At 61.0% G+C, this 24893-nt stretch carries 23 protein-coding genes; 16 read left to right on the forward strand and 7 right to left on the reverse strand.

Annotated features, from left to right (window positions below; genetic code table 11):
* Window positions 1–2: 2 nt before the first annotated feature.
* Window positions 3–1052 (reverse strand): LacI family transcriptional regulator, encoded by a 1050-nt coding sequence (locus tag ABID16_RS03320; RefSeq protein ID WP_435532380.1) that lies wholly within the window; start codon window positions 1050–1052, stop codon window positions 3–5.
* 437 nt (window positions 1053–1489) lie between these two features.
* Here ABID16_RS03320 and ABID16_RS03325 point away from each other — a divergent pair, with 437 nt between their 5' ends.
* The 9 genes from ABID16_RS03325 (at window position 1490) to ABID16_RS03365 (ending at window position 13016) form a co-directional block, all read left to right on the forward strand.
* Window positions 1490–2725, forward strand: a complete 1236-nt coding sequence (locus ABID16_RS03325; RefSeq protein WP_354554923.1) for an ABC transporter substrate-binding protein — start codon at window positions 1490–1492, stop codon at window positions 2723–2725.
* A gap of 95 nt (window positions 2726–2820) precedes the next feature.
* Window positions 2821–3720, forward strand: coding sequence for a carbohydrate ABC transporter permease (locus ABID16_RS03330; protein ID WP_354554924.1), 900 nt, complete (start codon window positions 2821–2823; stop codon window positions 3718–3720).
* Window positions 3720–4646 carry a carbohydrate ABC transporter permease gene (locus tag ABID16_RS03335; RefSeq protein ID WP_354554925.1) on the forward strand — a complete coding sequence of 309 codons (927 nt, stop codon included), beginning with the start codon at window positions 3720–3722 and terminating at the stop codon, window positions 4644–4646. The genes ABID16_RS03330 and ABID16_RS03335 overlap by 1 nt, the downstream gene beginning before the upstream one ends.
* 4 nt (window positions 4647–4650) lie before the next feature.
* On the forward strand, window positions 4651–5736 hold the full coding sequence (locus ABID16_RS03340; RefSeq protein WP_354554926.1) for an ABC transporter ATP-binding protein: 1086 nt from the start codon (window positions 4651–4653) through the stop codon (window positions 5734–5736).
* Window positions 5737–5806: 70 nt separating this feature from the next.
* Window positions 5807–8269 carry a beta-mannosidase gene (locus tag ABID16_RS03345; RefSeq protein WP_354554927.1) on the forward strand — a complete coding sequence of 821 codons (2463 nt, stop codon included), beginning with the start codon at window positions 5807–5809 and terminating at the stop codon, window positions 8267–8269.
* 92 nt (window positions 8270–8361) lie between these two features.
* The gene (locus ABID16_RS03350) at window positions 8362–9126 is read left to right on the forward strand and encodes a sugar phosphate isomerase/epimerase family protein (protein ID WP_354554929.1); all 765 of its coding nucleotides are present in this window, start codon (window positions 8362–8364) and stop codon (window positions 9124–9126) included.
* Window positions 9127–9137: 11 nt separating this feature from the next.
* Window positions 9138–10277, forward strand: coding sequence for a Gfo/Idh/MocA family protein (locus ABID16_RS03355; protein WP_354554930.1), 1140 nt, complete (start codon window positions 9138–9140; stop codon window positions 10275–10277).
* A 73-nt stretch (window positions 10278–10350) separates the two neighbouring features.
* Window positions 10351–11403: an L-glyceraldehyde 3-phosphate reductase gene (gene mgrA / locus ABID16_RS03360; RefSeq protein WP_354554931.1), complete on the forward strand. Its 1053-nt coding sequence runs from the start codon at window positions 10351–10353 to the stop codon at window positions 11401–11403.
* A gap of 5 nt (window positions 11404–11408) precedes the next feature.
* Complete coding sequence (locus ABID16_RS03365) at window positions 11409–13016, forward strand: glycoside hydrolase family 43 protein (protein ID WP_435532381.1); 1608 nt, start codon at window positions 11409–11411, stop codon at window positions 13014–13016.
* Window positions 13017–13163: 147 nt separating this feature from the next.
* Here the strand turns inward: ABID16_RS03365 and ABID16_RS03370 are convergent, their stop codons facing one another.
* Window positions 13164–15089, reverse strand: a complete 1926-nt coding sequence (locus ABID16_RS03370) for an O-linked N-acetylglucosamine transferase, SPINDLY family protein (protein ID WP_354554933.1) — start codon at window positions 15087–15089, stop codon at window positions 13164–13166.
* 98 nt (window positions 15090–15187) lie between these two features.
* On the reverse strand, window positions 15188–16144 hold the full coding sequence (locus tag ABID16_RS03375) for a zinc ABC transporter substrate-binding protein (RefSeq protein WP_435532353.1): 957 nt from the start codon (window positions 16142–16144) through the stop codon (window positions 15188–15190).
* A gap of 89 nt (window positions 16145–16233) precedes the next feature.
* Here ABID16_RS03375 and ABID16_RS03380 point away from each other — a divergent pair, with 89 nt between their 5' ends.
* Genes ABID16_RS03380 through ABID16_RS03390 form a run of 3 tightly spaced genes read left to right on the forward strand, consistent with a single transcriptional unit; the run spans window position 16234 to window position 18372 of the window.
* The gene (locus ABID16_RS03380; protein WP_354555889.1) at window positions 16234–17139 is read left to right on the forward strand and encodes an ATP-binding cassette domain-containing protein; all 906 of its coding nucleotides are present in this window, start codon (window positions 16234–16236) and stop codon (window positions 17137–17139) included.
* Window positions 17132–17980, forward strand: coding sequence for an iron chelate uptake ABC transporter family permease subunit (locus ABID16_RS03385; RefSeq protein WP_354555890.1), 849 nt, complete (start codon window positions 17132–17134; stop codon window positions 17978–17980). The genes ABID16_RS03380 and ABID16_RS03385 overlap by 8 nt, the downstream gene beginning before the upstream one ends.
* The gene (locus ABID16_RS03390) at window positions 17977–18372 is read left to right on the forward strand and encodes a Fur family transcriptional regulator (RefSeq protein WP_354554935.1); all 396 of its coding nucleotides are present in this window, start codon (window positions 17977–17979) and stop codon (window positions 18370–18372) included. The genes ABID16_RS03385 and ABID16_RS03390 overlap by 4 nt, the downstream gene beginning before the upstream one ends.
* Before the next feature lie 58 nt (window positions 18373–18430).
* On the opposite strand, the gene ABID16_RS03395 is transcribed toward ABID16_RS03390, so the two are convergent.
* Window positions 18431–19468, reverse strand: coding sequence for an alcohol dehydrogenase catalytic domain-containing protein (locus ABID16_RS03395; RefSeq protein WP_354554937.1), 1038 nt, complete (start codon window positions 19466–19468; stop codon window positions 18431–18433).
* A 121-nt stretch (window positions 19469–19589) separates the two neighbouring features.
* Window positions 19590–20126 (reverse strand): gamma carbonic anhydrase family protein, encoded by a 537-nt coding sequence (locus tag ABID16_RS03400; RefSeq protein ID WP_354554938.1) that lies wholly within the window; start codon window positions 20124–20126, stop codon window positions 19590–19592.
* A gap of 177 nt (window positions 20127–20303) precedes the next feature.
* On the opposite strand from ABID16_RS03400, the gene ABID16_RS03405 reads away from it, so the two are divergent.
* Together ABID16_RS03405 and dusA are read left to right on the forward strand one after the other, a co-directional pair.
* Complete coding sequence (locus tag ABID16_RS03405; RefSeq protein ID WP_354554939.1) at window positions 20304–20984, forward strand: TerC family protein; 681 nt, start codon at window positions 20304–20306, stop codon at window positions 20982–20984.
* A 3-nt stretch (window positions 20985–20987) separates the two neighbouring features.
* A complete protein-coding gene (gene dusA / locus ABID16_RS03410; protein WP_354554940.1) occupies window positions 20988–21998 on the forward strand; it encodes a tRNA dihydrouridine(20/20a) synthase DusA in 1011 nt (336 codons plus the stop codon).
* Between the two features lie 24 nt (window positions 21999–22022).
* Here the strand turns inward: dusA and ABID16_RS03415 are convergent, their stop codons facing one another.
* Both ABID16_RS03415 and hemB read right to left on the reverse strand, forming a co-directional pair.
* On the reverse strand, window positions 22023–22475 hold the full coding sequence (locus tag ABID16_RS03415) for an RDD family protein (protein WP_354554941.1): 453 nt from the start codon (window positions 22473–22475) through the stop codon (window positions 22023–22025).
* Between the two features lie 78 nt (window positions 22476–22553).
* On the reverse strand, window positions 22554–23567 hold the full coding sequence (gene hemB, locus ABID16_RS03420; RefSeq protein WP_354554942.1) for a porphobilinogen synthase: 1014 nt from the start codon (window positions 23565–23567) through the stop codon (window positions 22554–22556).
* Between the two features lie 139 nt (window positions 23568–23706).
* On the opposite strand from hemB, the gene ABID16_RS03425 reads away from it, so the two are divergent.
* Together ABID16_RS03425 and ldtR are read left to right on the forward strand one after the other, a co-directional pair.
* Window positions 23707–24141 carry a DUF6163 family protein gene (locus tag ABID16_RS03425; protein ID WP_354554943.1) on the forward strand — a complete coding sequence of 145 codons (435 nt, stop codon included), beginning with the start codon at window positions 23707–23709 and terminating at the stop codon, window positions 24139–24141.
* A 127-nt stretch (window positions 24142–24268) separates the two neighbouring features.
* On the forward strand, window positions 24269–24778 hold the full coding sequence (gene ldtR, locus ABID16_RS03430) for a transcriptional regulator LdtR (RefSeq protein ID WP_354554944.1): 510 nt from the start codon (window positions 24269–24271) through the stop codon (window positions 24776–24778).
* The last annotated feature ends 115 nt before the right edge of the window (window positions 24779–24893 follow it).

Here is a 24893-nt window from a genome sequence, read left to right on the forward strand (position 1 = left end):
GACTACTCATCCGCCCAGGGCGACATCGCGATGCTTTGCAGCGTTTCGGGATCTGTGCCTGCGATGCGGGCGAGCAGCGCGCGGGCCAGCTCGCGGCCGGCGCTGGCGAAATCCTCGTTCATCGCGATGATTGCGGGCTGGAACCAGGGCAGAACGCCTGCGGCTTCCTTGGCCGCCATGTCGAGTTCCAGCCCGATCGTCTTGCCGGCGGAGGCGATCCCGGCCGCGGCCGCAATCGCCGAACTTCCGGAGCAACAGATCAGGCCGTCCGGCGCGTCAGGACCACGCATCAGGGCCTCCACCGCATCCTTTTGTTCCGAGGCCGGTGTTTCGACGGAAATCCAGTCGAAGCGGGCCTCTTCAAGGCCAAAGTCTCTGAGCGCGCGGTGAAAACCCGTCATCGTATGGCCGGAATAGGTAAGCTGGATCGGCGGACGCAGAATGGCGATACGCTTACGGCCGCGCTCGGCCAGCCGCTGCACGGCCCGATAGCCGAAAGCCTCGTTGTCGAAATCGTGATAGGGGTGGACAAAGCCCATCTCCGTTCGACCGTGCGTGACGAAGGGTATGTTCCGCTCCGCCAGAAACCGGATGCGCGCGTCGTCGGGTTCCGTGCGCGACAGGATCACCCCGTCGGCCGAGCCCGTTTCGGCAATGTAGCGCACCGGCACCATAGGGTCTGCGCTGTTCATATGCGGGGTCACGACGAGGTGGTAGGACGTGCCGGTGAGCACATCCGATATGCCATAGACCATACGACCCGTCATCGACATGATTTCGGCGTCCATGCCGAGGACAAGTGCGATCACATTGGTCTTGCCTGTGCGCAGGCGCACGCCTGCGCGGTTCGGCTGATAGCCCAACTGCCGGGCAACAAGCCGGACCCGTTCCTTCGTATCGGCACCGATGTCGGGCGCATCCTTCAGCGCACGCGACACAGTCGTCACGCCAAGGCCTGTCAGGTAAGCGATCGTCTTCAGCGTCGGGCGCTCGCCCTCCAGAATTTGCGGCGCGTGCGCCTTGCCGGCGCTCACCCGATCCGTTCCCGACACCATTCCGCTCCTTCGCGTCGCCATGCTTCCACTCATCGGATTCATATATGTATGCGGGCTCCGGTCAATGCCGAAAGCGGGACCAAGGGCAGGGCGGGAAATCTGTAACGTTACAGGTTGATTGTCGAGCGAAAATTTCGACACAACCCAATTTTCCGTATGCGGGATGAAATTCCGCATGGCAAAATCCAGGTGTTGCGCTGCGAATTCGCGGCGCAAAGTAAAAACGTTCTCATAATGTCATTTATATCGAAATATCAAGATTATACGACAGAGGAGTCTCTTTCAGCCGTTTGCGATTTCGCTCGTGACCCGGTCTCGAATGTACACGCAATACGATTATTTTTGGGGAAGAAAATAATTTTTGCGGAGCCGGTTGCGTGTTTCAGAGCTTTGTCATAAGTTTTTCCGGTAACGTTTCAGTGAGGGAGGAACTCATGAATATTCGTTCTCTGGCTGCTGCACTCGCAGCATCCGTGACGCTTTCTTTTGGTGCAGCTCAGGCAACTGATCTGGAAGTCACGCATTGGTGGACGTCCGGCGGGGAGGCTGCCGCGGTCGCCGAGCTTGCCAAGGCATTCAACGCAACAGGCAACAAGTGGGTCGATGGCGCTATCGCCGGCGGCGGCGATACGGCCCGCCCGATCATGATCAGCCGCATCACCGGCGGCGACCCGATGGGTGCCACGCAGTTCAACACCGGCCGTCAGGCCGATGAACTCGTTGAAGCGGGCCTGATGCAGGACGTGACCGAGGTCGCCAAGGCCGAGGGCTGGGACAAGATCATCAACCCGCCAAGTCTCTACAAATCCTGCGTCAAGGACGGCAAGTGGTTTTGCGTGCCGATCAATATTCACTCCTGGCAGTGGATGTGGATGAACAACGGCGTCTTCGAGAAGATCGGAAAGCCGGTTCCGAAGAACTGGAATGAATTCGTCGCCGATGTGCCGGACCTGCAGAAGGCGGGCATCATTCCGCTTGCCGTGGGCGGTCAGTCCTGGCAGTCGAACGGCCTCTTCGGCGTCCTGCAGGTCGCGCTTGGCGGTGTCGATCTCTGGAAGAAGGTCAATGTCGACAAGGACGCCAAGGTTGCCGGCGGTCCGGAAATGCTGAAGATCTTCAAGGCTGCCGCGCAGGCGCGTGAATGGTCCAAAGACACGAAGGTTCAGGACTGGAACCAGGCAACCAACCTCGTCATTACCGGCAAGGCTGCCGCCCAGATCATGGGCGACTGGGCGCAGGGCGAATTCGCCGTGGCCGGCAAGGTCGCCGGCAAGGATTACACCTGCCTTCCGGGCCTCGGTGTGAACGAAGTCATCAGCACTGGTGGTGACAGCTTCTACTTCCCCAAGCAGAAGGACCCGGAAAAGACCAAGGCCCAATTGGTTTTGGCAAAGACGCTCCTGGACAAAAACACGCAGGTTGCCTTCAATCTCAAGAAGGGTTCGCTGCCGGTTCGTGGCGACGTCGATCTTGCGGCTGCCAACGACTGCATGAAGAAGGGTCTCGAAATCCTCAAGAAGGGCAGTGTTCTGCCTGATGGTTCGCAGACGCTATCGCCGGACACGACCGGCCAGCTTCAGGATGTCATCGACAAGTTCTGGCACGACTTGTCCATCACCCCGGAGGAAGCCCAGAAGCAGTACGCTGCGATTATCGCCAAGGCCGATTGATTGCCGGGCGTTTCGGGCCGACTTCGGTCGGCCCGTTCTCCGCTGTCGCCAATATAAACACCGGACGCCGTTGCGCGTAACCGGGAGGAGGGGAGATGGAGCGCGCCGCGCCCAAGCGAAGGAATTCGCTCTTCAAGAACATGAGCGCCAAGATCGCGGCTATCCCGATGGCTTTCACCGCGCTGGTGGTCTTTCTCGGCGGAACGATCTGGACCGTCGTCTATTCTTTCACCAATTCGAAGCTGCTGCCGCGTTTGAATTTTGTTGGCTTCGACCAGTACGCGCGGCTGTGGTCTACGCCGCGCTGGCTGATTTCCGTCGAGAACCTTGCGATCTATGGCGTGTTGTCGCTGATCTTTTCGCTTGTCATCGGTTTTACTCTGGCGGTGGCGATGGATCAGAAGATCCGGTTCGAAAACACCTTCCGGACGATCTTTCTCTATCCCTTCGCGCTGTCTTTCATCGTCACCGGGCTGGTTTGGCAGTGGCTGCTCAATCCCGATCTCGGCGTGCAGCATATCGTGCGCAGCCTAGGGTTCACGAGCTTCACTTTCGACCCACTCTATAATGCCGATATCGTCATCTACGGCGTGCTGATTGCCGGCCTCTGGCAGGGAACCGGGCTGATCATGGTTATAATGCTCGCCGGGCTTCGCGGTATCGACGAGGAAATCTGGCGTGCGTCGCGCGTCGACGGCATTCCGACATGGAAGACCTATGTCTTCATCATCATTCCCATGCTGCGTCCCGTCTTCGTGACGACGCTGGTGCTCATCGGCTCCGGTATTATCAAGGTCTATGACCTGATCGTCGCCCAGACCGGCGGTGGGCCCGGCGGTGCATCCGAAGTGCCGGCCAAGTATGTCTACGACCTGATGTTCTATTCGCAGAATCTCGGTCAGGGCTTTGCCGCCTCATCGATGATGCTGGTGACGGTGATCGTCATCATCATTCCGTGGGCCTATCTCGAATTCTCCGGCAAGAGGGCGCGCTGATGAATACCATGGTCTCAGCAACCGGTTCCGTGACCTCGGGCACATCTGCAGAACCGCGCGGCGCCAAGCCGAAGAGGGTTGTGTCCCGTCGTAACGTCATCGTCTACGGCACGCTCATCGTGGCCGCGATCTATTATATCCTCCCACTCTACGTGATGATCGTCACCTCCCTGAAGGGCATGCCGGAAATCCGGCTAGGCAATATATTCGCCCCGCCGGTCGAAATCACCTTCGAGCCCTGGGTCAAGGCGTGGTCGCAAGCCTGCACCGGCCTCAATTGCGATGGTCTGTCGCGGGGCTTCTGGAATTCGGTGATCATCACCGTTCCCTCTGTCGTCATTTCCATCGCGGTCGCCTCGCTCAACGGTTACACGCTCGCCAATTGGCGTTTCAAGGGTGCGGATGTCTTCTTCACGATCCTCATCGTCGGCGCGTTCATTCCCTATCAGGTGATGCTCTATCCGATGGTCATCATCCTGCGTGAAATGGGTGTTTACGGAACGCTGCAGGGGCTTATCATCGTGCATACCGTCTTCGGCATGCCGATCCTGACGCTGCTGTTCCGCAACTATTTCGCGGCGCTACCGGAGGAATTGTTCAAGGCCGCGCGTGTCGATGGCGCGGGGTTCTGGAACATCTATTTCCGCATCATGCTGCCGATCTCGCTGCCAATCTTCGTCGTTGCGATGATCCTGCAGATCACCGGCATCTGGAACGACTTTCTGTTCGGCGTCGTCTTCACCAAACCGGACACCTATCCGATGACCGTTCAGCTCAACAACATCGTGAACTCCGTTCAGGGGGTCAAGGAATACAACGTCAACATGGCCGCGACGCTGATCACCGGGCTTGTGCCGCTCATCGTCTATTTCGTCTCGGGGAAACTGTTCGTGCGCGGCATCGCCGCCGGCGCTGTAAAGGGATAATCGAATGAATACGAGTGTTTCGGTCAAGGACCTGACGCTGAAATTCGGCGCGATCACCGTGCTGGACAAGCTCAATCTCGACATCCAGGATGGCGAGTTCCTTGTTCTCCTCGGCTCGTCCGGTTGCGGCAAGTCGACGCTGCTCAACTGCATCGCCGGTCTTCTCGAGCCGACGGACGGACAGATTTTCATCAAGGACAAGAACGTCACCTGGGAAGAGCCCAAGGACCGCGGCATCGGCATGGTGTTCCAGTCCTATGCGCTATATCCGCAGATGACGGTGGAGAAGAACCTGTCCTTCGGCCTGCGCATTGCCGGCATGGCCAAGGAAGAGATTGACAAGCGCGTGGCGCGGGCTTCCGAAATCCTGCAGATCGGTCCGCTGCTCCAGCGCAAGCCCGCTGCCCTTTCCGGCGGCCAGCGGCAGCGTGTCGCCATCGGGCGTGCACTGGTGCGCGATGTGGATGTGTTCCTGTTCGACGAGCCGCTGTCGAACCTCGACGCCAAGCTGCGTTCGGAACTGCGCGTCGAAATCAAACGCCTGCACCAGAACCTGAAGAATACGATGATCTACGTCACACATGACCAGATCGAGGCGCTGACGCTTGCCGACCGGATCGCCATCATGCGCTCGGGGCTTATCCAGCAGCTCGACGATCCGATGACGATCTATAACGAGCCGAACAATCTCTATGTCGCGGGCTTCATCGGCTCGCCGGCAATGAATTTCTTCAAGGGTGAGATCACGAGCGCGGATGGCCGTCCGGCTTTCGTGACCAATGGCGTCACCTTCATGCTTGACGGCTACCGGGCCAAGGGGCCGCTGCAGCCGGGCACGAAGGCGGTGCTTGGCCTGCGTCCCGAACATATCAGCGTCGATGGGCCGGAGACGGTGAACACGCATCAGGCCGTCGTCGAAATCGAAGAGCCCATGGGCGCCGACAATCTGATCTGGTTGAAGCATGCCGGACAGTCCATGTCCGTGCGCATCGGCGGCAACCGGCGCTACAGTCCGGGCGCGCAGGTGAAGCTCGCCTACGACATGAGCCTCGCGTCGCTGTTCGATGCAGAAACCGAACTGCGTATCTGATTTCGGAACAGACAAGACTGGCGGGCCCTTGGTCCGCCGGCAAATTAGAACATGTGACAGGGTGAGTGCGATGCCGGTGGTATGGATCGGGGCGGAGAAGGATTGCGTTGATCTTTCGGGTGAATGGCATGTTTCGTCGGAGGGTTTTCCCTCGGTCGATATGGCCGTGCCGGGAGACGTGCATTCCGCGCTGGAATGCGCAGGGCTGATTCCCGATCCCTATTACGGGCGCAACGAATACAAACTGCGGCATCTGGCCGAGAAGGACTGGGTGCTGACGCGCAGCTTCGAGATGGGCGACAATGCCGGTTCGGAAGGCTGGTATCTCGATATCGACTATCTCGATACAGTGGCGACGGTTTCCATCAACGATGTCGTCGTGCTTGAGGCGCAGAACGTCTTCCGCCGCTACCGGCCCGATGTGAGCCATGCGCTGAAGGCCGGTCGCAACGAGATCCGCATCCTCATTCACTCCTCGGTGACCGAGGGCGCACGGCGGCAGGCGCTGCAACCCTTCTACGTGCCTCGCCAGGAGGCCAATTCGCCCATCGCGAACGGCAATCTCCTGCGCAAGGCGCAATGCGATTTCGGCTGGGACTGGAATATCGCGCTGGCGCCATTGGGTCTTTACGGTACGGTTGCGTTGAAGCGCATGGAACCGGCCCGGATCGAGCATGTCGAAGCGCGGCAGACGCATCATGACAATGGTGCTGTGGACGTGACGGTCACCGTGACGCTGGATGCCTTCGAACCCGGTGTGGTGCAGCTCTATCTCACCTTCGACGGCGAGCGCGAGCGGCTGGATTGCTCGGTGGGCGAGGGGCTGACCAAGGTCACGCAGGTCTATCGTATCGAGAAGCCGCGCCTCTGGTGGCCGGCGGGCTCGGGCGAGCAGGTCCTTTACGATCTTGCCGTCGAGACGACGCGCGAGCGCGTGTCTCGCAGGATCGGCATCCGCAAGGTCGAGCTTCTGACGGACAAGGATGAGGCCGGCAGCCGTTTCGCCTTCCGCATCAACGGCAAAGAGATTTTCAGCCGCGGCGCGAACTGGATTCCGGCCGACGCGCTCTTTTCCAAGTCGAGCCCGGCGAAGACCGAGGACCTGCTGCAGTCGGCGGTCGACGCCAACATGAATATGATCCGCGTCTGGGGCGGCGGCTTCTACGAGCAGGACTGGTTCTACGATCTCTGCGATGCCAAGGGTCTGATGATCTGGCAGGACTTCATGTTCGCCTGCAATATCTACCCGTCGACCGACGATTTTCTCACTGAGGTGCGTGATGAGGTGCTCTATCAGGTTCGCAGGCTCTCCTCGCACGCCTCCATCGTGCTCTGGTGCGGCGACAACGAGCTGATTGGCGCGCTGAACTGGTTTGAGATCACGCGCAACAATCGCGACCGCTATCTCGTGTCCTATGACCGCCTCAACCGGACGATCGAAGTGGCGTTGAAGGAAGCGGGGCCGGATCTGATCTGGTGGCCGTCGAGCCCGGCGTCCGGCTATCTTGATTTCGGCGATGCCTGGCATGCCGATGGCTCCGGCGACATGCATTACTGGTCGGTCTGGCACGAGAACAAGTCGTTCGACAATTACCGGACGGTCAAGCCCCGCTTCTGCTCGGAATTCGGCTTCCAGTCCTATACGTCCATGCCGGTCATCCGGAAGTTCGCGGATGAGGCGGACATGAACATTGCTTCGCCGGTGATGGAATCGCATCAGAAGAATGCCGGCGGCAACGAGCGGATCGCGGGCACGATGTTCCGCTATTTCCGCTTCCCCAAGGACTTCCCCTCCTTCGTCTATCTTAGCCAGATCCAGCAGGGTCTTGCGATCCGCACGGCGGTCGATTTCTGGCGCTCGCTGAAGCCGCATTGCATGGGCACACTCTATTGGCAGCTCAACGACACCTGGCCGGTCGCCTCCTGGGCGAGCCTCGATTACGGCGGCGGCTGGAAGGCGATGCATTACATGGCGCGCCGCTTCTTCCAGCAGGTGGCTGTGGCCGCCATTCCGTCCGATGACGAGAGCGAAATTGCGCTGTCTGTCGTCAACGACACGTTGGACGATACGACGGTCAAGATCGAGACCTGGCTGGTCGATCTTGCCGGCAAACGCCGTCCGTTCCGCAGTTTCGAGAGTGCGGCACCTGCCGACCGGGCGGTGACGGCTGCGACCATCGCTAGGGCGGACATTCCGGAAAACATGCTGCTCTTCTGGTCGTTTGCCGCCGCCAACGGCATGACGGGTGAGGGGCATCACGCGACGGTGACCTACAAGTCGCTGGATATGAAGTCTGCCGGCCTGTCCGTCGATGTCCAGCCTTTCTCGGGAGGTGTCTTCGAGGTGCGGGTCACCGCGAAGGGACTTGCGCTGCATGTCATGCTCGAGGCCGATTGCGAGGGACGCTATTCCGACAACGCCTTCGACCTTACGGCCGGAGAGACCAAGACCGTCATCTTCACGCCCGCGAACCGTCTGGCCGTCACGCCGCAGTTCAGCGTGCTCGATCTTCACAGCTGTTACGCCGGCTAAACTTTTCGAGCGCACACCGCGCCCGCAAGGCGGCATCACCCAAGGATGTTGGCTGACGTAACGGAAACAAAACAACGAGGAGGAGTTACCCCATGGAAAAGTTCAGCTTTCAGCTTTTCAGCTCTCGCAATTATCCGCCGCTTGAAGATGTCTTCAAGCTTCTCGCCGCCAACGGCTATGCTTACGCCGAAGGTTTCGGTGGCGTCTATGGCGATGCCGACGAGGCTGCCGGCAAGGCGCTGAAGGCACAGCTTGACGCCAACGGGCTTGCGATGCCCACCGGGCATTTCTCCATCGACGCGCTGGAGCAGAACCCGGACAAGGTGATCGCCTTTGCAAAGGCCGTGGGCATGGAGATCATCATCTGCCCCTATCTCATGCCCGACCAGCGGCCCAACTCGGTCGAAGGCTGGACTGACTTCGGTCGTCGTCTGCAGAAGGCTGGCCAGCCCTATCGCGCTGCCGGTTTCGGCTATGCCTGGCACAATCACGACTTCGAATTTGCGGCACTGGAGGACGGTTCGGTCGTGCTGGACCGCATCTTCGAAGGCGCGCCCGATCTCGACTGGGAGGCAGACATTGCCTGGATCGTGCGCGGCAAGGCCGATCCGTTTGCCTGGATCGAAAAGTACAAGAACAAGGTCGTGACCGTCCATGTGAAGGACATTGCGCCGCCGGGCGAGGCAACGGATGAGGGCGGCTGGGCCGATGTGGGCCATGGTGTCGTGCCGTGGGCGAAGCTCATGCCGTTCCTGCGCGAGACGACAAGCGCGAAATACTACATCGCCGAGCACGATAACCCGAACGATCTCAAGCGGATGGTCAGCCGCTCGATCGCTTCGTTCAAGACGTATTGAGGATTGCAGTCATGGCATGTGAATATGGAGTTGGGATTCTCGGCTGCGGAAACATTTCCGCCGCCTATTTCAAGCTGATCCCGTTGTTCAAGAACCTGAAGGCGGTTGCCTGCGCCGATATCAACCCGGCGGCTGCCGAAGCCCGCGCCGCCGAATTCGGCGTTCGCGCCGAAACCGTCGAGGCGCTGCTGGCCGATCCCGAGGTCGATGTCATTGTCAACCTGACGATCCCGGAAGCGCATTTCGCGATGTCGAAGCGGGCGCTGGAAGCCGGCAAGCATGTCTATTCGGAAAAGCCCTTCGTGCTTTCCGTCGAGGAAGGCGAGGAGCTTCGCAAGATCGCCGATGCCAAGGGTCTTCGCGTGGGATCTGCCCCGGACACGTTCCTCGGCGGTGCACATCAGTTTGCCCGCAAGCTGATCGATGATGGCGCCATCGGCAAGGTCATGTCCGGCACGGCGCATGTGCTGGGTGCGGGCATGGAAGCCTGGCATCCGAACCCGGATTTCTTCTTCCGTCCGGGCGGCGGGCCGATCCTCGACATGGGGCCCTATTATGTGACCAACCTCGTCAACCTCGTCGGGCCGGTCAAGCGTGTGATGGCCATGGCCAACATGGCGCGCACCGAGCGCGTCATCGGTAATGGTCCGCGCAATGGCGAGGCCGTGCCGGTTTCGACGCCTACGAATATCCACGCCATCCTCGAATTCGAGAACGGCGCGCATATCGCGCTGATGGGAAGCTGGGATGTCATCGCCAACAAGCACACGAACATGGAGCTTTACGGGGTTGACGGCGCGCTGCATGTGCCGGACCCGAACTTCTTCGGCGGTTCGGTCGAGATGGCCCAGCGTGGCGGCAAGGGCTTTGAGGCGGTGGAGCTTTGGGATCATCCGCTCACAAGTGCGAAGTTCCAGACGCAGGATGGACGCATGCTCGCCAACTATCGCGCGGCCGGTCTTTCTGACATGATGGCGGCGCATGAGGAGGGACGCGAGCATCGCTGCTCGCTGGATCGCGCGCTGCATGTCGTGGACGTGCTGCTGTCGATCCTTAAGTCGGCGGAGGAGAAGCGTTCGGTCGATATCGGCACGAAATGCACCCAGCCCGCGCCCTTCAGCATGCAGGAGGCAGCAGCGCTCATGCGCTGACCCTTCCCAGTCGCTCTTTCGAGCCGCGCTGTTGAGGCGCGGCTTTCCATGTTTTATGTCGAGGAGAATTCCCATGGCCTGGCAGCCCGCCGAAAACCGCTACGAAAAGATGAAATACAACCGCTGCGGCAAAAGCGGCCTGAAGCTTCCCGCAATCTCGCTGGGGCTCTGGCACAATTTCGGCGAGGATACGCCGATGGCCACCAAGCGCGACATCTGCCGCACGGCCTTCGATCTCGGCATCACCCATTTCGACCTCGCCAACAACTACGGCCCGCCGCCCGGCAGCGCGGAAACGGCCTTCGGCGACATCCTGAAGACGGACTTTGCAGGCTATCGCGACGAGCTGATCATCTCCTCCAAGGCGGGCTACGGCATGTGGCCTGGGCCGTATGGCGAATGGGGTAGCCGCAAATATGTGATCGCGTCGTGCGACCAGTCGTTGAAGCGGCTCGGCCTGGACTATGTCGACATCTTCTATTCGCATCGTTTCGACCCCGATACGCCGCTCGAAGAAACCTGCGGCGCGCTCGATTACATCGTTCGATCGGGCCGGGCGCAGTATGTGGGCATTTCGTCCTACAATTCGAAGCGCACCCGCGAGGCGGTGGCGATCCTGAAGGATCTCGGCACGCCATGCCTCATCCACCAGCCGAGCTATTCGATGATCAATCGCTGGATCGAGGAAGACGGGCTGGTCGACACGCTGGAAGAGCTGGGCGTCGGCTCGATCGTCTTCTCGCCGCTGGCGCAGGGCATGCTGACGTCGAAATATCTGAACGGCATTCCGGATGCGAGCCGCGCGGCGCAAGATAAGTCGCTGAACCCGGATTTCCTCAACGAGAAGAATATTGAGAATATCCGCGCGTTGAACCGCATAGCTGAAAAGCGCGGCCAGACGCTGGCGCAGATGGCCATTGCCTGGGTGCTGCGCAAGGGCCGCATCACCTCGGCACTGATCGGGGCGAGCCGCGCCTCTCAGGTGGTCGATTGCGTTGCCGCGCTCGACAATCCGGACTTCACGGACGCGGAACTGGTGGAAATCGACGCTCACGCCCGCGAAGCCGATATCAACCTCTGGGCCGCCTCTGCCGAGCGCAAGGGCCCGCCGCGCAAGAAGAAGTGACCGACATGATCCAGAACCCGATCCTTCCCGGCTTCAACCCTGACCCGTCCATCTGCCGCGTCGGCGACGACTATTATATCGCGACCTCGACCTTCGAGTGGTTCCCTGGCGTCCAGATCCACCATTCGCGCGATCTCGTGAACTGGACGCTCATCCGCCGTCCACTGGAACGTCCAAGCCAGCTTAACATGCTCGGCAATCCCGACAGTTGCGGCATCTGGGCGCCGTGCCTGTCCTACGCGGACGGGCTCTTTTGGCTGGTCTATACGGATGTGAAGCGTTTCGAGGGCTCGTTCAAGGATGCGCCCAATTATATCGTGACGTCTCCGACCATCGAGGGGGAATGGTCCGACCCGGTCTTCGTCAACTCCTCGGGCTTCGATCCGTCTCTCTTCCATGACGACGACGGGCGCAAGTGGTTCGTGAACCAGCAATGGAACCATCGCCCGGTAGCGCGCAACTCCAAGGGCCATGTCGCCTTCGACGGGATCGTGCTGCAGGAATATGACGCCAAGGCCGGCAAGCTTGTCGGGCCGGTGCGCAACATCTATTCCGGCACGCCGCTCGGGCTTGTCGAGGGGCCGCATCTCTTCAAGCGCGACGGCTGGTACTATCTCACCTGCGCGGAAGGCGGGACGGGATACATGCATGCCGTGACCATGGCGCGCTCGCGCACTATCGAGGGGCCGTATGAGGATCACCCGAACCTCTATGTGATCACCTCGAAGGACAGCCCAAATGCGCCTCTCCAGCGCGCCGGTCATGGTCAATATGTCGAGATGCCGGACGGGCAGTTCTACCACACGCATCTGTGCGGCCGGCCGCTCGCTCCGAACCGCCGCTGCACGCTCGGCCGCGAGACGTCGATCCAGAAGGTCGAGTGGCGCGATGGCTGGCTTTATCTGGCCGAGGGCGGGCAGGTGCCTTCCGTCGCGGTGCCGTCACCGACCGGCGCGAAGAAGAACCCCGAGCCGACCGAGATCGTCCGGACCTTCGATGAAGCCAAGCTGCCGATTGAATTCCAGTGGCTGCGCACGCCTTATCCGGAGCGTATCTTTTCGCTCACCGAGCGGCCGGGATACCTTCGCATCTTCGGCCGGCAGAGCATCGGCAATTGGTTCGAGCAGGGGCTGGTCGGCCGCCGGCAGGAGCATCATTCCTTCCGCGCCGAAACCACCCTCGATTTCAAGGCGGAGACCTACCAGCATGTGGCAGGGCTGACGCATTACTACGGCCGCTTCAAGTTCCATGCTCTGGGTCTTTCCTGGGACGAGGAGCTGGGCGCGTCGCTGATCATCCTGTCGTGCCCCGGCGCCTATCCGACCGGCAAGCTCGAATACCCGATTGGCATGGGTGTATCCGTGCCCGAAGGCGTGCTCGATCTGGCGATGGAAGTGCGGGACAATGACCTGCAATTCTTCTGGCGCAAGTCGGGCGAGGGCGCGTGGCAGGCGGTCGGGCCGGTGCTCGATGCCAGCGTCATTTCGGACGAGGGCGGCGGGCTCAATGAGCACGGGTCATTTACCGGGGCGTTTGCGGCGATGTTTGCCTTCGACATCACCGGACACGGCAAGCCGGCAGATTTCGATGGATTCACGTATCGGGTGCTTTGAGGTTTCTCCTTCTCCCCTCGGGGAGAAGGGGCCCGAAGGCATAACGCTGTCGTCATGGTCGGGCTTGTCCCGACCATCTGCTCCGTTGCAACTGACGCAACGTCAGTAGATGCTCGGGACAGGCCCGAGCATGACGGAAAACCCACTTTACGGCGTTGCCGGCATGAAGCTTCCGTCTCGCGCGGGCAGCGCCGGCACGTCGATGTGATCCGGGTCCTGACCCGATTTTGCCCGTTCCGCCATCGCTGTGAAGCCCGCCTCGAGATGGCGGCAGAAGCGGTCGGCGTCGAAGAGGGGGGCGCGGAAGCGGTTGGTGGCGAGCTTTTCGCGGATCGTCCCCAGGCGGTGACGGTCGGTGGCGAGCGCGATGGCAAGCTCCGCATAGCCGGCGTTGTCGGCAGCCACGAGCTCCGGCACGCCGACCGCGTTCAGCAGACTTTCGGTGATGCGGGAGGCGAAGTGCTGCCCCTTGCGCGTCACCACGGGCACACCTGCCCAGATGAGGTCGGAGCTTTCCAGCTGGCCGTTATAGGGGAATGTGTCGAGCGCGAGATCGGCGGCCTGGATCCGGGCGAGGTGATCCTCGTAGGACGCATTCGGCGCGAAGATCAGGCGGTTGGGCATGACGCCCTGCAGCAGTGCGAAGCGCGTCAGGTTCTGGCGCGCCAGCGTCGAGGTTTCCGCCATCCAGAGCACGCTGTCCGGCACTTTCTTCATGATCGAAATCCAGAGGCCGAAAACCTCGGATGAGATCTTGTCGGGCGGCGTGAAGGCGGAGAAGACGAACTTGCTTTCCGGCAGAGCCAGATCGCGGCGCGGGCGCGGCTCGGGCAGCGGCCGGCGAACAGGATCGTTCGGCATGAAGCTTTCCGGCAGGCGGCAGAACTTCTCCGTATAATGGGGTTTCGAACTGTCGGGCAGCACGATCGAATCGCCGATCAGATAGTCGATGTCGAGATTGACCAAGGTTCCTGGAAAGCCGAGCCAGGAGACCTGCACTGGGGCTGCCAGCTGGTTGAAGATGCCGGGCCTTGCGCCGCCCGTGTAACCCTTCAAATCGACCAGAATATCGATGCCGGCGTTCGAGACCGCGCGCGCGGCGGCGGTGTTGTCGAGGTCGTGGATCGGAATGATCGTGCCATAGCGGGCGCGATTGTTGAAGCCAACCTTTTCAGGCGGTGTCGCGTCGACCAGGTAGACGTCGAAGCGATCCGTGTCATGGGCCGTCAGCACGCCGCGGATCAGGTTCATGGCGGGGCTGTGGTCGGTGAAGTCATCCGACACGTAACCCACCTTGATACGGTCGGACCAGTCATGTCCCTGTATGCGGCGGATCATGTCCAGCCCCTCGGGCTTGTTGGGCATGTCGCTCGCGTTTTCAGCCAGCCGGTTGATCGCTTCGTTCTCGCTCCAGAGCAGGCTGTGGCGCGGCATGTCGCCCTTGAAGATAGCAATGCTGCCGGCGGCGAAATCGCCCTTGAGGCGGGTTTCCAGCGCATTGAGCGTATCGAAATCGTGGAAAGTCGCGGCCAGCTCCATCAGCGAGAAGAGGATCGGCCCCTGGTCGGGCGCAATCGCATAGAGCTTCTTGTAGAGAGTCAGATGGTCTTCCGTCAGCTCGGCGCTGCCGACGAGGCGTGATGCGAGGGCCAGGTGCTCGGGATTGGTCGAGTTGATCAGCCGGCCCTTGTGCGCCTCGACCAGCTCCTTTTCGCCGCGCTCAAGGAAGCCCTTGATCAGGATGTAGACGACGTCCTGATGTTCGGGGATGACCTTGTTGAGCTGCAGCGAGAGCAGGAAGGCCTTCTCGCGCTGTCCGGCTTCCTCGTAGAACTGCATGGCGTTCAACAGGAAGGCTGACGCATGCGGGGTTTCCCGCTGTGCTGCGCGCTCCAGCACCTCCGCCGCTTCCGTCAGCATTCCGGCCTTCTGAAAGGTCCGGGCGAGCAGCGACAGGACATTGATGTCGCCGGCACCGCCTGCGGTCATCAGTGAGTTCAGGATGATGAAGGTCCTGTCGAGGTCGCCTGCCTCGAAGGCGGCCATGGCTTCCTGCAGCGTGGGCTCAGTCAAAATTGCGGACTCCGGTCTGCGAATCGTTCCGCAATTCTTGCAAGACTAAAATGGCGCGGGCAAGTGGTGCGAAAGGCCGTGCACCACTTGCTGGCTGTTTAGCTTTCCTTGCTCAGGCAATCCTTCAAATTGTCTGCCAGCGTCTGGAGAAGCTGCGGGTAAAGTGCTGGCCCTTCAGTGAGGCTGGCGCCCTCGGGATCGAGCTCGCCGCGGAATGTCTTCGTACCTGCCGCGATGGTGTCCATCAGCTTCGGCTCGAATTGTGGTTCGGAAAAAATGCAGACCGCACCGAGCGTCTTGATCTTCTTCTCGATCTCGGCGATGCGGGCGGCACCGGGCTGCACCTCGGGGCTGACGGTCACCGAACCGGTGGCACTCAACCCGAAGCGCTTCTCGAAATACTGATAGGCATCGTGGAAGACGATGAAGGGCTTGCTCTTGTAGGGGGTAAGCTCGGCGGCGATGTTCGCTTCGAGTGTTGAGAGGTCGGCATCCGTGCGCGCGGCATTCTCGGAATAGACCGTCGCATGGGCCGGGTCGGCGGCCGAAAGCGTGGCGGCAATCACCTTGACTGCGGCGCGGGCGTTTTCCGGGTCGAGCCAGAAATGCGGATCGGTCTCCTCCTCGTCGTGACCCTGGCCGGCATGGGCTTCGCCCTCGTGCTCGTGCGGTTCGAAGGTTCCGCCCTCGCGGGGCTTCAGCGTCGCAATGGCCGGCGTTTCCAGAAGGGCCACGGCCGTGGCTTTCCCAGACAGCGAGGCGAGCGGCTTTTCCATGAACTTTTCCATGTCGTGGCCGGTCCAGAAGACGACGTTGGCCTTGGCGAGCGCTGCGGCATCCGAGGGCTTCATCGTATAGGTGTGCGGCGAGGCCGCGCCCTTGACGATCAGCGTGGGTTCTCCAACCCCCTTCATAACGGCGGCGACCAGGGAATGGATCGGTTTGATCGAGACCACGACATTCAGGTCGTCCGCCCTTGCCGGCATCGTTGCAAGACTTGCCATGCCCAATGCGAATACTGCTGAAAGACCGGGCAAGCTCTTGTAAATGCGCATGGAGTACCTCAGATATGTTATATTGTTACAATATTGAGTTACGATATAACGTGTGCGATAAGGCCTGACAAGGCGGGATGACGGATCGAATGGTGCACAAGGCGAAAAGCGCGGAGGCGCTTGTGACGCTTCGCGGGGCAGGGGTCTCGCGTGGCGGCCGTTGGCTCGTGCGCGGTGTTGAATTTTCTGTTTCTCCCGGTGAGATCGTCACGCTGATCGGGCCGAACGGCTCGGGTAAATCCACCACCGCCAAGATGGCGACGGGTGTGCTCAAGCCGTCCGAAGGCGAGGTGGTTCGCCGCGCCGGCCTGAAGGTCGGCTATGTGCCGCAGAAGCTTGCCATCGACTGGACGATGCCGCTAACGATCGAGCGGCTGATGACGCTGACTGGCGCGCTGCCTGCAAGCGAGATCGATGCCGCGCTTGAGGCGACCGGCATCGCGCACATGAAGAAAGCCGAAGTGCATCACCTCTCGGGCGGCGAATTCCAGCGCGCGCTGCTGGCCCGCGCCATTGCCCGCAAGCCTGACCTGCTGGTGCTGGACGAACCCGTGCAGGGTGTCGACTATGCCGGCGAGGCGCTGCTTTACGAGTTGATCGGGCGCATCCGCCGCGAGATCGGCTGCGGCATTCTGCTGATTTCGCACGATCTGCATATCGTCATGGCCGAGGCCGACACGATCATCTGCCTCAACGGTCACGTCTGCTGCCGCGGGACGCCGAAGGCGGTGAGCGAAAGCAGCGAATATCGCAATCTCTTCGGGATGCGTGGCTCTGCCGCGATTGCCTTTTACGACCACCATCATGACCACGAGCATCTGCCGGATGGACGCGTGCTGCATGCGGACGGATCGGTGACGGATCATTGCCATCCCGACGATGGGCATCATCGCGACCATGATGGCCATGGTCACGCGGGCCATGATCATGCCCATTACGAGCATGATCATGCGCGCCACGACCACGGGCCGAAGGGCGGGCATCGCCATGCTTGACGACTTCTTCATCCGCGCGCTTCTCGCCGGCCTTGGGCTGGCCTTGGTTGCAGGTCCGCTCGGCTGCTTTGTCATCTGGCGGCGCATGGCCTATTTCGGCGACACGATGGCGCATTCGGCGCTGTTGGGCGTGGCGCTGTCGCTGCTTCTGCATGTCAACCTGACGGTGGCGGTCTTTGGTGTCGCGGCCGTCGTGTCGCTGGCGCTTCTGGCGCTGCAGCGGCGGGGCGCGCTGTCGACCGATGCGCTGCTCGGCATTCTTTCGCATTCGACGCTGGCCATCGGTCTCGTGCTGGCGGCGTTTCTCGCCTGGGTGCGCTTCGATCTGATGACCTATCTCTTCGGCGATATCCTGGCGGTCGGCCAGACGGATATTTATATGATCTGGGGCGGCGGGCTTCTGGTGCTGCTGGCGCTTGCGAAAATCTGGCGGCCGCTGATCGCGGCAACGGTCAATCCGGAACTGGCGGAAGCCGAAGGCATGCAGCCGGAGCGGACGCGGCTCTTCTTCATGCTGCTGCTGGCGCTGGTGATCGCGATTGCCATCAAGGTGGTCGGCATTCTGCTGGTGACAGCGATGCTGATCATTCCGGCCGCCGCCGCGCGGCGCTTTTCCGGTTCGCCTGAGGTCATGGCCGTCATCGCGTCCGTGCTGGGTATGGTGGCCGTCGTCGGGGGCCTTTTCGGCTCTCTGCGCTTCGACACCCCGTCCGGGCCGTCGATCGTCGTGGCGGCGCTTGCCATCTTTCTTGTCAGTCTTCTGCCGTTCCGACAGCGGCAGACCAACGATCAGCCGGGCCCCGACATCCGGGGCGACAGCCGGCGCGGAGGTATATCATGAGTGCGGCGGGTCTTACCAAGAACCAGGCTTTGGTCTTCGACAAGCTGACGACTGCCGGCGGTCCGATGAGTGCCTACCAGATTCTCGACAATCTCCGCGACGACGGCTTCCGCGCCCCGCTGCAGGTCTATCGCGCGCTCGACAAGCTGGTGGCGGATGGTCTTGTCCACAAGCTCGAAAGCCTCAATGCTTTCGTCGCCTGTGCCCACCCGGAAGAGAAATGCGGCAGCCATGGGCTCACTGCCTTCGCCATCTGCAATTCCTGCGGCAACGTCTTCGAATTCCATCATCACGGACTCGAGCACGACCTCGAGCACTTCCTCGGTGCGAAGGGTTTCAAGCCGGAAAAGACGGTGGTGGAAATTCGCGGGAAGTGCGCGAACTGCGCCTAAAGCAATTCCACCGAAAGTGGAAACCGGTTTCGCCTCCGGAATTGCGTAAAAGCAAGTCTCAAGGCGAGAGCAGGATCTTCCCGTTCCGCGCGGCCAGCGCCGTCGGCAGTTTCTCGATCGCATTCTTCAGCGGAATGATTTCGGCCACGTCCGTCGTCCAGCGGCGGTCGACAAAGCGTTGCTGGACTTCTCCGATGACGCGGATCTGTTCCTCCGGTGGGGTATCGCGGAACCATTCGGTCAGCCAGAAGCCGGTGATCGACTTGCTCATGAAGATGAACTGGCCGAGTTCGCGGGCGCTGATGGCGCTGGCGTCCAGCTTGCCGTAGATCACCCAGTTGGCGCGGTTGGGCATGGCGAAGAAAATGTCTGCGGAGAGCTGGTGGGCGACGGCATCCAGCATGACACGCGGCTTTTCCTGCCGGGCGATGGCGCGGAACTGGTCCAGCACATCCGGATCGGTTTCAACGAGGACATGGGCGGCACCCAGCGCCTTCAGTGGCTCGATCATCTCCCGTCTACGGACGAAGACGATGGGGCGATAGCCTTCGTCACGGGCGAGCGACGTGACGAGCTTGGAGACCTGGCTGGCGCCGGCCGTCAGGATGAAGCTCTTGCTGTCCGCCTTTCGCACGATCTGGAACATGGCATAGGCCGTCAGCGGATTGACGATATGGCCGGCGGCGTCGACATCCTGCATGTCGGGGCGCACGGGGATGCAATTATGCGCGGCGGTCAGCGCGTAATCTGCCCAGCTTCCCGAACCATCCATGGAGACGGAGAAGGCGACGCGCTTGCCGACCAGCTTCTCGGCATAGCTGCCCTTCGCCGCCACGACATCGCCAACGCCCTCGAAGCCTGCGGGCAGGCCCTTGCGGCGCGGCTGGCCATATTCGCCCTTGATGAAATGCAGATCGGAGGGGTTGATGTTGGCAAGCCGCGTCCTGATCAGCACCTGTCCCTCCTGCGGCTCCGGCACTGCGATCTGGGCATCCTCGATAAATGGCTCCATCGTCTCGAAGACGATGCCGGTCTGGGTGCCGGAATAGCCGTCATGCTTCTGCAGAAGGGCGTGCATCGTCTTCGGGATGGTCATGTCCGGTTTCCTCCCTGGGTAGCAGCGGTCCGAATCCATCGCGCCGCTGCAGATTCCGATCTTTGTTCAACCATGAACCAATTGCCGATTTCGGTCAACGGAGGATGGCGCGCGAAATCTCTCAGCTCCCGGGGATTTCCTTCAGCCCCTTCTTGAAGCGTTTCCAGTTGCGCACATAGTTCTGTGCGGAGAGGCCGAGCCTTGCCGCGTCGCCAGCCTCCAGCGTGCGGATGGCGCGGGCGGGGGAGCCTACGATCAGCGAATTGTCCGGAAACTCCTTGCCTTCGGTGACCAGCGCGTTGGCACCGACCAGACAGTTATTGCCGATCTTTGCGCCGTTGAGGACCGTTGCCCCCATCCCGATCAGCGAGTTGTCGCCGATCGTGCAGCCATGGATGATGGCGCTGTGGCCGATGGTGCAATTTCTGCCGATGCGGACCGGGAAGCCCGGATCCGTATGGATCATCGTGTTTTCCTGGATATTCGATCCCGCGCCGATGGCGATCAGTTCATTGTCGCCGCGCAGCGTCGCGTTGAACCAGATGCCCACATCCTCGCCCAGTTCCACCTTGCCGATTACGTGCGCGCCCGGTGCGACCCAGTATTCACCGTTTTCCGGTGTCTTCGGGCTGATCCCGTCTAGTTCATATAGCGGCATGTTGTCCTCCTGAGCCAGTATAAATCCATTTATTGGATGGAAAGACTGGCGATTCAAGGCCCCTGAACCCATATCCGGTTGACATGAAGTCGAGTTCCCGGCAGGTCTCCTGCCATATATTGACGGGCACGCTCGACAGAGCCCTTTGCGATAACAAGAACAGGAGATGTGATCGGCATGTTCGGCCTTGAGATGTCCGCCATCTATGCGCTTTTTCAGGTGGCCATGATCGACCTCGTGCTGGCGGGCGACAATGCGATCGTCATCGGCATGGCGGCGGCCGGGCTCGACAGGAGCCTCCGCAGCAAGGCCATCCTGATCGGCATTCTCGCTGCGACCGTGCTGCGCATCCTGTTTGCCATCGTCGCCACGCAGCTTCTTCAGCTGACCGGTCTTCTGCTGGCTGGTGGCATATTGCTGCTCTGGGTCTGCTGGAAGATGTGGCAGGAACTGCGTACCAGCGATGCAGAGCGCGAGCACAGCAGCGAGGCGCTGGACATGGCGACGGACGGCGTTCCCGATGCCGCCAACCCGAGTGTCGATGCGGGCCCGCGCAAGACGCTGCGGCAGGCCGTCACGCAGATCATCATTGCGGACGTCTCCATGTCGCTGGACAATGTGCTGGCCGTGGCCGGTGCCGCGCATGATCATCTCGGCGCGATGGTCTTCGGGTTGTCGCTGTCGGTCGTCCTTATGGGCGTCGCCTCGTCCTTTATCGCGAAATTGCTCAACAAGCATCGCTGGATTGCCTGGCTCGGCCTGCTGGTCATCGTCTATGTCGCGATCAACATGATCTTCGACGGCACGGACGATATCACCCATGGCGGCCTGCCTTATGTGCCTTTCCTGAAGGGGTGAGGCATGGACAATTTCTACGCAGACGCGGTCGCATCGGGTGAGAAGATCTTCTCCATTGCCCCCATGCTCGACTGGACTGACAGGCATTATCGATATCTGGCGCGCCTGCTCTCCAAGCGCGCGCTGCTCTATACCGAGATGGTCGTGGCGGACGCAATCATCCATGGCGACCGCGATCGGTTGCTGGGCTTTGATCCGTCCGAACATCCGGTTGCCCTGCAGCTCGGCGGCTCAGATCCGGAGAAGCTGACGGAGGCGGTGCGAATTGCCAGCGACTTCGGCTATGACGAGATCAATCTGAACGTCGGATGTCCGTCGGATCGCGTCCAGTCCGGCACGTTCGGGGCCTGTCTCATGCAGACGCCGGATGTGGTGGCGCGCGCGGTTGCTGCGATGAAGACTGTCACTAGCGTTCCCGTCACCGTGAAGTGCCGGATCGGTGTGGACGAGCAGGACCCGGAAGCTTCACTGCCGGGGCTGGTCGTTCCCGTATTGGAAGCGGGCGCAGATGCGATCTGGGTTCATGCGCGCAAGGCCTGGCTGCAGGGGCTTAGCCCCAAGGAAAACCGGGATATCCCGCCGCTCGATTATGACATCGTCTATCGTCTCAAGCAGAGCTTCCCGAATGTCTTCATCGGGATCAATGGAGGTATTCTGACGCTGGACGAGGCGAGGGGGCATCTGACCCATGTCGATGGTGTCATGATGGGGCGGGCTGCCTATCACAACACCTCCATCCTCGGTGACGTCGATGCTATGCTTTTTGGCGATGAGCGCGAAACGCTATCGCGCGAGGCGCTTCTGGACGCGATGAGCGCCTATTGCGCCGCTTATATTGCCTCGGGCGGCAAGCTTTCCACCGTGACGCGGCATATGCTTGGGTTGTTTCAGGGCATGCCGGGCGCGCGGCGCTATCGGCAGGTTCTGTCGGCGGATGCGCCGAAGCCGGGCGCGGGTGTCGAGGTTTTGGCGCGCGCGTTCGACGCCATGCAGCCGGCGGCGCTCGCCGGCTGAAATCTCAAATCGTCGAATGACTTGTTAGTCGGCGCGGATCATTTCCGTGCCAAGCAGCAGGTCGTGAACCAGACGGCCGTGGTTGGTGAAAAGACCGGCCAGCAGGATAAGCGGCGTCAGCACGGCATTCAGGATCCAGAACAGCACGAGATGGACCAGCGCGACCATGAAGTCGATTGGCTGGTTGTCCAGACGGCGCATTCTCAGGCCCACAGCGCGCATGCCGGGCGTTGCCTGTGCCGGACCGCCGATCGAGAGGCCGAAATAGAGGCCCGCGACGATGAAGAACAGTACCGGGTAGAGATAGAAGCCGAGGCCAAGCGTCAGGATGCCGAGGAAGAAGACCACAACGATCGCGGGCAGCATCAGCAGCGCCACGATCACATAGTCGATGATGAAGCCGAAGATGCGCCGCGACAGCACACCCTGATAGGCGCGCCAATCAAGCTCGTAATTGTCGTCACGGGTCATGCTCATCGTCGTTCGTCTCCAATGCCGGGTAGGGCGCCGGCCACACGTCTCATATGGTGTGGCGCCGGGCCTTCTTCAACGCGCTCAAGCCTTGCTCAGGATTTTTGCGACCTCGGGCGCGAAATAGGTCAGGATGCCGTCGCAGCCGGCGCGCTTGAAACAGAGAAGCTGCTCCATCATCACGCGCTGACCGTCGATCCAGCCGTTGGCTGCCGCGGCCTTGACCATCGAATATTCACCGGAGACCTGATAGGCGAAGACCGGCAGGCCGAATTCCTGCTTCATGCGCCAGACGATGTCGAGATAAGGCAGGCCGGGCTTGACCATCAGCATGTCCGCGCCTTCCTCGACATCGAGAGCGGCGTCGCGGATTGCCTCGGTGCCGTTGGCGGGGTCGATGTAATAGGAGTTCTTGTCGCCCTTCAGCAGCCCGCCGGTCGAGATCGCCTCGCGATAGGGACCGTAATGGCCGGAGGAGAATTTCGTCGCGTAGGACATGATGCCGACATTCTGGTGGCCGGCGGCGTCCAGCGCCTCGCGGATCGCGCCGATGCGGCCGTCCATCATTTCCGACGGGGCGATGATGTCGGAGCCGGCGTCCGCCTGAATGACCGCGGCGCGGGCGACGAGTTCCACCGTCTCGTCATTGACGATGATGCCGTCCCGCAGGATGCCGTCATGGCCGTGGCTGGTGAAGGGGTCGAGCGCGACATCGGTGATGACGCCAATCTCCGGGACAGCCTTCTTGATTGCGGCGGTGGCTTTGTTGATCAGGTTCTCGCGTTCGAGGATTTGCGAGCCCGTCACGTCGCGCAGGTCCATCTCGATATTCGGGAAGGTGGCAATCGCCGGGATGCCGAGGGCTGCGGCTTCCTTCGCGGCTTCCACCAGCTTGTCGACGCTCATGCGGTTGACACCCGGCATGGCGGCGATGGGATCGACGATATTCGTTCCCGGCACGACGAAGACCGGCCAGATCAGGTCGTCCACCGTCAGCGCATTTTCGCGCACGAGACGGCGCGTCCAGTCCGCCTTGCGGTTGCGGCGCATGCGGCGATGGCCGGTGATGTGGTCGACGGCGTGGGTCTTGTCGGTCATAGGCGTGGTCCTTCGAAACGATGAATGCGTGTTATCACGCGAGGTCTCGAAACGGAACGTCGAATGAACCGTTGATGGCGTGCCGAATTGACACGGGCCGGGCTGGCGGTCGGCCCTTCGCTCGCATATCGTCCGCCCCATGAGTGGCGATTCAAGACCGGCCGTCCGGCGCACCCTGATCGAGACGCTTTTCACCGTCTTCATGCGCATGACGGCGATGGCCTGTTTCTATTTCGGCCTGCGCTACTGGGATCTCGTGCTCGGCGTTTCGACCGGCAGCCTCATTCGTTTCGATGTGATGACGGTGCCATGGCGCACGCTCGCGACCGTGCTGGCCGTCTGCTATCCGATCGTGGCACTGGGGCTCTGGATGGGGTCGGCCTGGGGGGCGGTTCTGTGGGCTGCGGTGGCCATTGGCGAGGTGCTGGCGCATACGCTCTGGGTCCATATCTACGGGCCGGACGACCTGCTGATCGTCATGGATGTCAGCGTGGCCTGTCTCTATCTCGCCTTCCGGATCGGTCTCTTTCTGGAACGTCGCGGACGTCACCGTGTAAGGACTGATTCACTGTAATTCTCGGTGGGCCAATAGTAACGCCCTGTTAATGCTGCGGTTTAAGTAGAATTTTAGACGCATTCGATAGTCTCTGGTCATAGGCGGAAGAAAACAAAAGAACCGCCACAAAAACAGAGAGGCAGTCATGATCAAGAACCAGAAGCAGGCAGTTGCCACCGTCCAGACGCATGAAGACCCGATCCGCGATCTCTATATGGAATCGCTGCACCTGGTGGAGCGGCTGCACCGCCGCCTGCTGGATGTCATCAAGGACGAGTTCGACCGTCAGGGCCGTTCGGATGTCAACGCCGTCCAGGCACTCCTTCTTTTCAACATCGGCAATTCGGAGCTGACCGCCGGCGAGCTGCGCTCGCGGGGTTACTACCTCGGCTCGAACGTGTCCTACAATGTCAAAAAGCTGGTCGATCTCGGCCTCATCAACCACAGCCGCTCGCGTGTCGATCGCCGCGCCGTCCGCATCAGTCTGACCAAGGACGGCCAGGACATCGCAGAAACGGTTGCCCGTCTCTATGAGCGCCATATCGGCTCGATCCAGAAGGTCGGCGGCATCGGCGAAGACGAGTTCACGCAGATGAACAAGCTCCTGCAGCGCCTCGACCGCTTCTGGAACGACTCGATCCTTTACCGTCTGTAAGCGACGCGGCACCACGCTGATCTCTCGAAAGGGCCGGGCGGTTTCCGTCCGGCCTTTCGTATTGCGCAACGCAGCAAATGCGAGACGGCGAGACACGAATCGGCCATATTGCTAT

Origin of the sequence: Limnomicrobium aquaticum (assembly GCF_040545545.1) — a bacterium.
In the GTDB taxonomy this organism is placed as follows: domain Bacteria; phylum Pseudomonadota; class Alphaproteobacteria; order Rhizobiales; family Rhizobiaceae; genus Ensifer_A; species Ensifer_A aquaticum.

What these genes read in the sequence shown, in the direction of transcription:
- ABID16_RS03400 (WP_354554938.1), bottom strand. Translation starts at nt 20,126, where the DNA reads ATGCCGCTATATGAACTAGACGGGATCAGCCCGAAGACACCGGAAAAC.
- ldtR (WP_354554944.1), top strand. Translation starts at nt 24,269, where the DNA reads ATGATCAAGAACCAGAAGCAGGCAGTTGCCACCGTCCAGACGCATGAA.
- ABID16_RS03380 (WP_354555889.1), top strand. Translation starts at nt 16,234, where the DNA reads ATGGTGCACAAGGCGAAAAGCGCGGAGGCGCTTGTGACGCTTCGCGGG.
- ABID16_RS03390 (WP_354554935.1), top strand. Translation starts at nt 17,977, where the DNA reads ATGAGTGCGGCGGGTCTTACCAAGAACCAGGCTTTGGTCTTCGACAAG.
- ABID16_RS03375 (WP_435532353.1), bottom strand. Translation starts at nt 16,144, where the DNA reads ATGCGCATTTACAAGAGCTTGCCCGGTCTTTCAGCAGTATTCGCATTG.
- ABID16_RS03340 (WP_354554926.1), top strand. Translation starts at nt 4,651, where the DNA reads ATGAATACGAGTGTTTCGGTCAAGGACCTGACGCTGAAATTCGGCGCG.
- ABID16_RS03385 (WP_354555890.1), top strand. Translation starts at nt 17,132, where the DNA reads ATGCTTGACGACTTCTTCATCCGCGCGCTTCTCGCCGGCCTTGGGCTG.
- ABID16_RS03405 (WP_354554939.1), top strand. Translation starts at nt 20,304, where the DNA reads ATGTTCGGCCTTGAGATGTCCGCCATCTATGCGCTTTTTCAGGTGGCC.
- dusA (WP_354554940.1), top strand. Translation starts at nt 20,988, where the DNA reads ATGGACAATTTCTACGCAGACGCGGTCGCATCGGGTGAGAAGATCTTC.
- ABID16_RS03335 (WP_354554925.1), top strand. Translation starts at nt 3,720, where the DNA reads ATGAATACCATGGTCTCAGCAACCGGTTCCGTGACCTCGGGCACATCT.
- ABID16_RS03345 (WP_354554927.1), top strand. Translation starts at nt 5,807, where the DNA reads ATGCCGGTGGTATGGATCGGGGCGGAGAAGGATTGCGTTGATCTTTCG.
- ABID16_RS03415 (WP_354554941.1), bottom strand. Translation starts at nt 22,475, where the DNA reads ATGAGCATGACCCGTGACGACAATTACGAGCTTGATTGGCGCGCCTAT.
- ABID16_RS03355 (WP_354554930.1), top strand. Translation starts at nt 9,138, where the DNA reads ATGGCATGTGAATATGGAGTTGGGATTCTCGGCTGCGGAAACATTTCC.
- ABID16_RS03350 (WP_354554929.1), top strand. Translation starts at nt 8,362, where the DNA reads ATGGAAAAGTTCAGCTTTCAGCTTTTCAGCTCTCGCAATTATCCGCCG.
- mgrA (WP_354554931.1), top strand. Translation starts at nt 10,351, where the DNA reads ATGGCCTGGCAGCCCGCCGAAAACCGCTACGAAAAGATGAAATACAAC.
- ABID16_RS03425 (WP_354554943.1), top strand. Translation starts at nt 23,707, where the DNA reads ATGAGTGGCGATTCAAGACCGGCCGTCCGGCGCACCCTGATCGAGACG.
- ABID16_RS03325 (WP_354554923.1), top strand. Translation starts at nt 1,490, where the DNA reads ATGAATATTCGTTCTCTGGCTGCTGCACTCGCAGCATCCGTGACGCTT.
- hemB (WP_354554942.1), bottom strand. Translation starts at nt 23,567, where the DNA reads ATGACCGACAAGACCCACGCCGTCGACCACATCACCGGCCATCGCCGC.
- ABID16_RS03395 (WP_354554937.1), bottom strand. Translation starts at nt 19,468, where the DNA reads ATGACCATCCCGAAGACGATGCACGCCCTTCTGCAGAAGCATGACGGC.
- ABID16_RS03330 (WP_354554924.1), top strand. Translation starts at nt 2,821, where the DNA reads ATGGAGCGCGCCGCGCCCAAGCGAAGGAATTCGCTCTTCAAGAACATG.
- ABID16_RS03365 (WP_435532381.1), top strand. Translation starts at nt 11,409, where the DNA reads ATGATCCAGAACCCGATCCTTCCCGGCTTCAACCCTGACCCGTCCATC.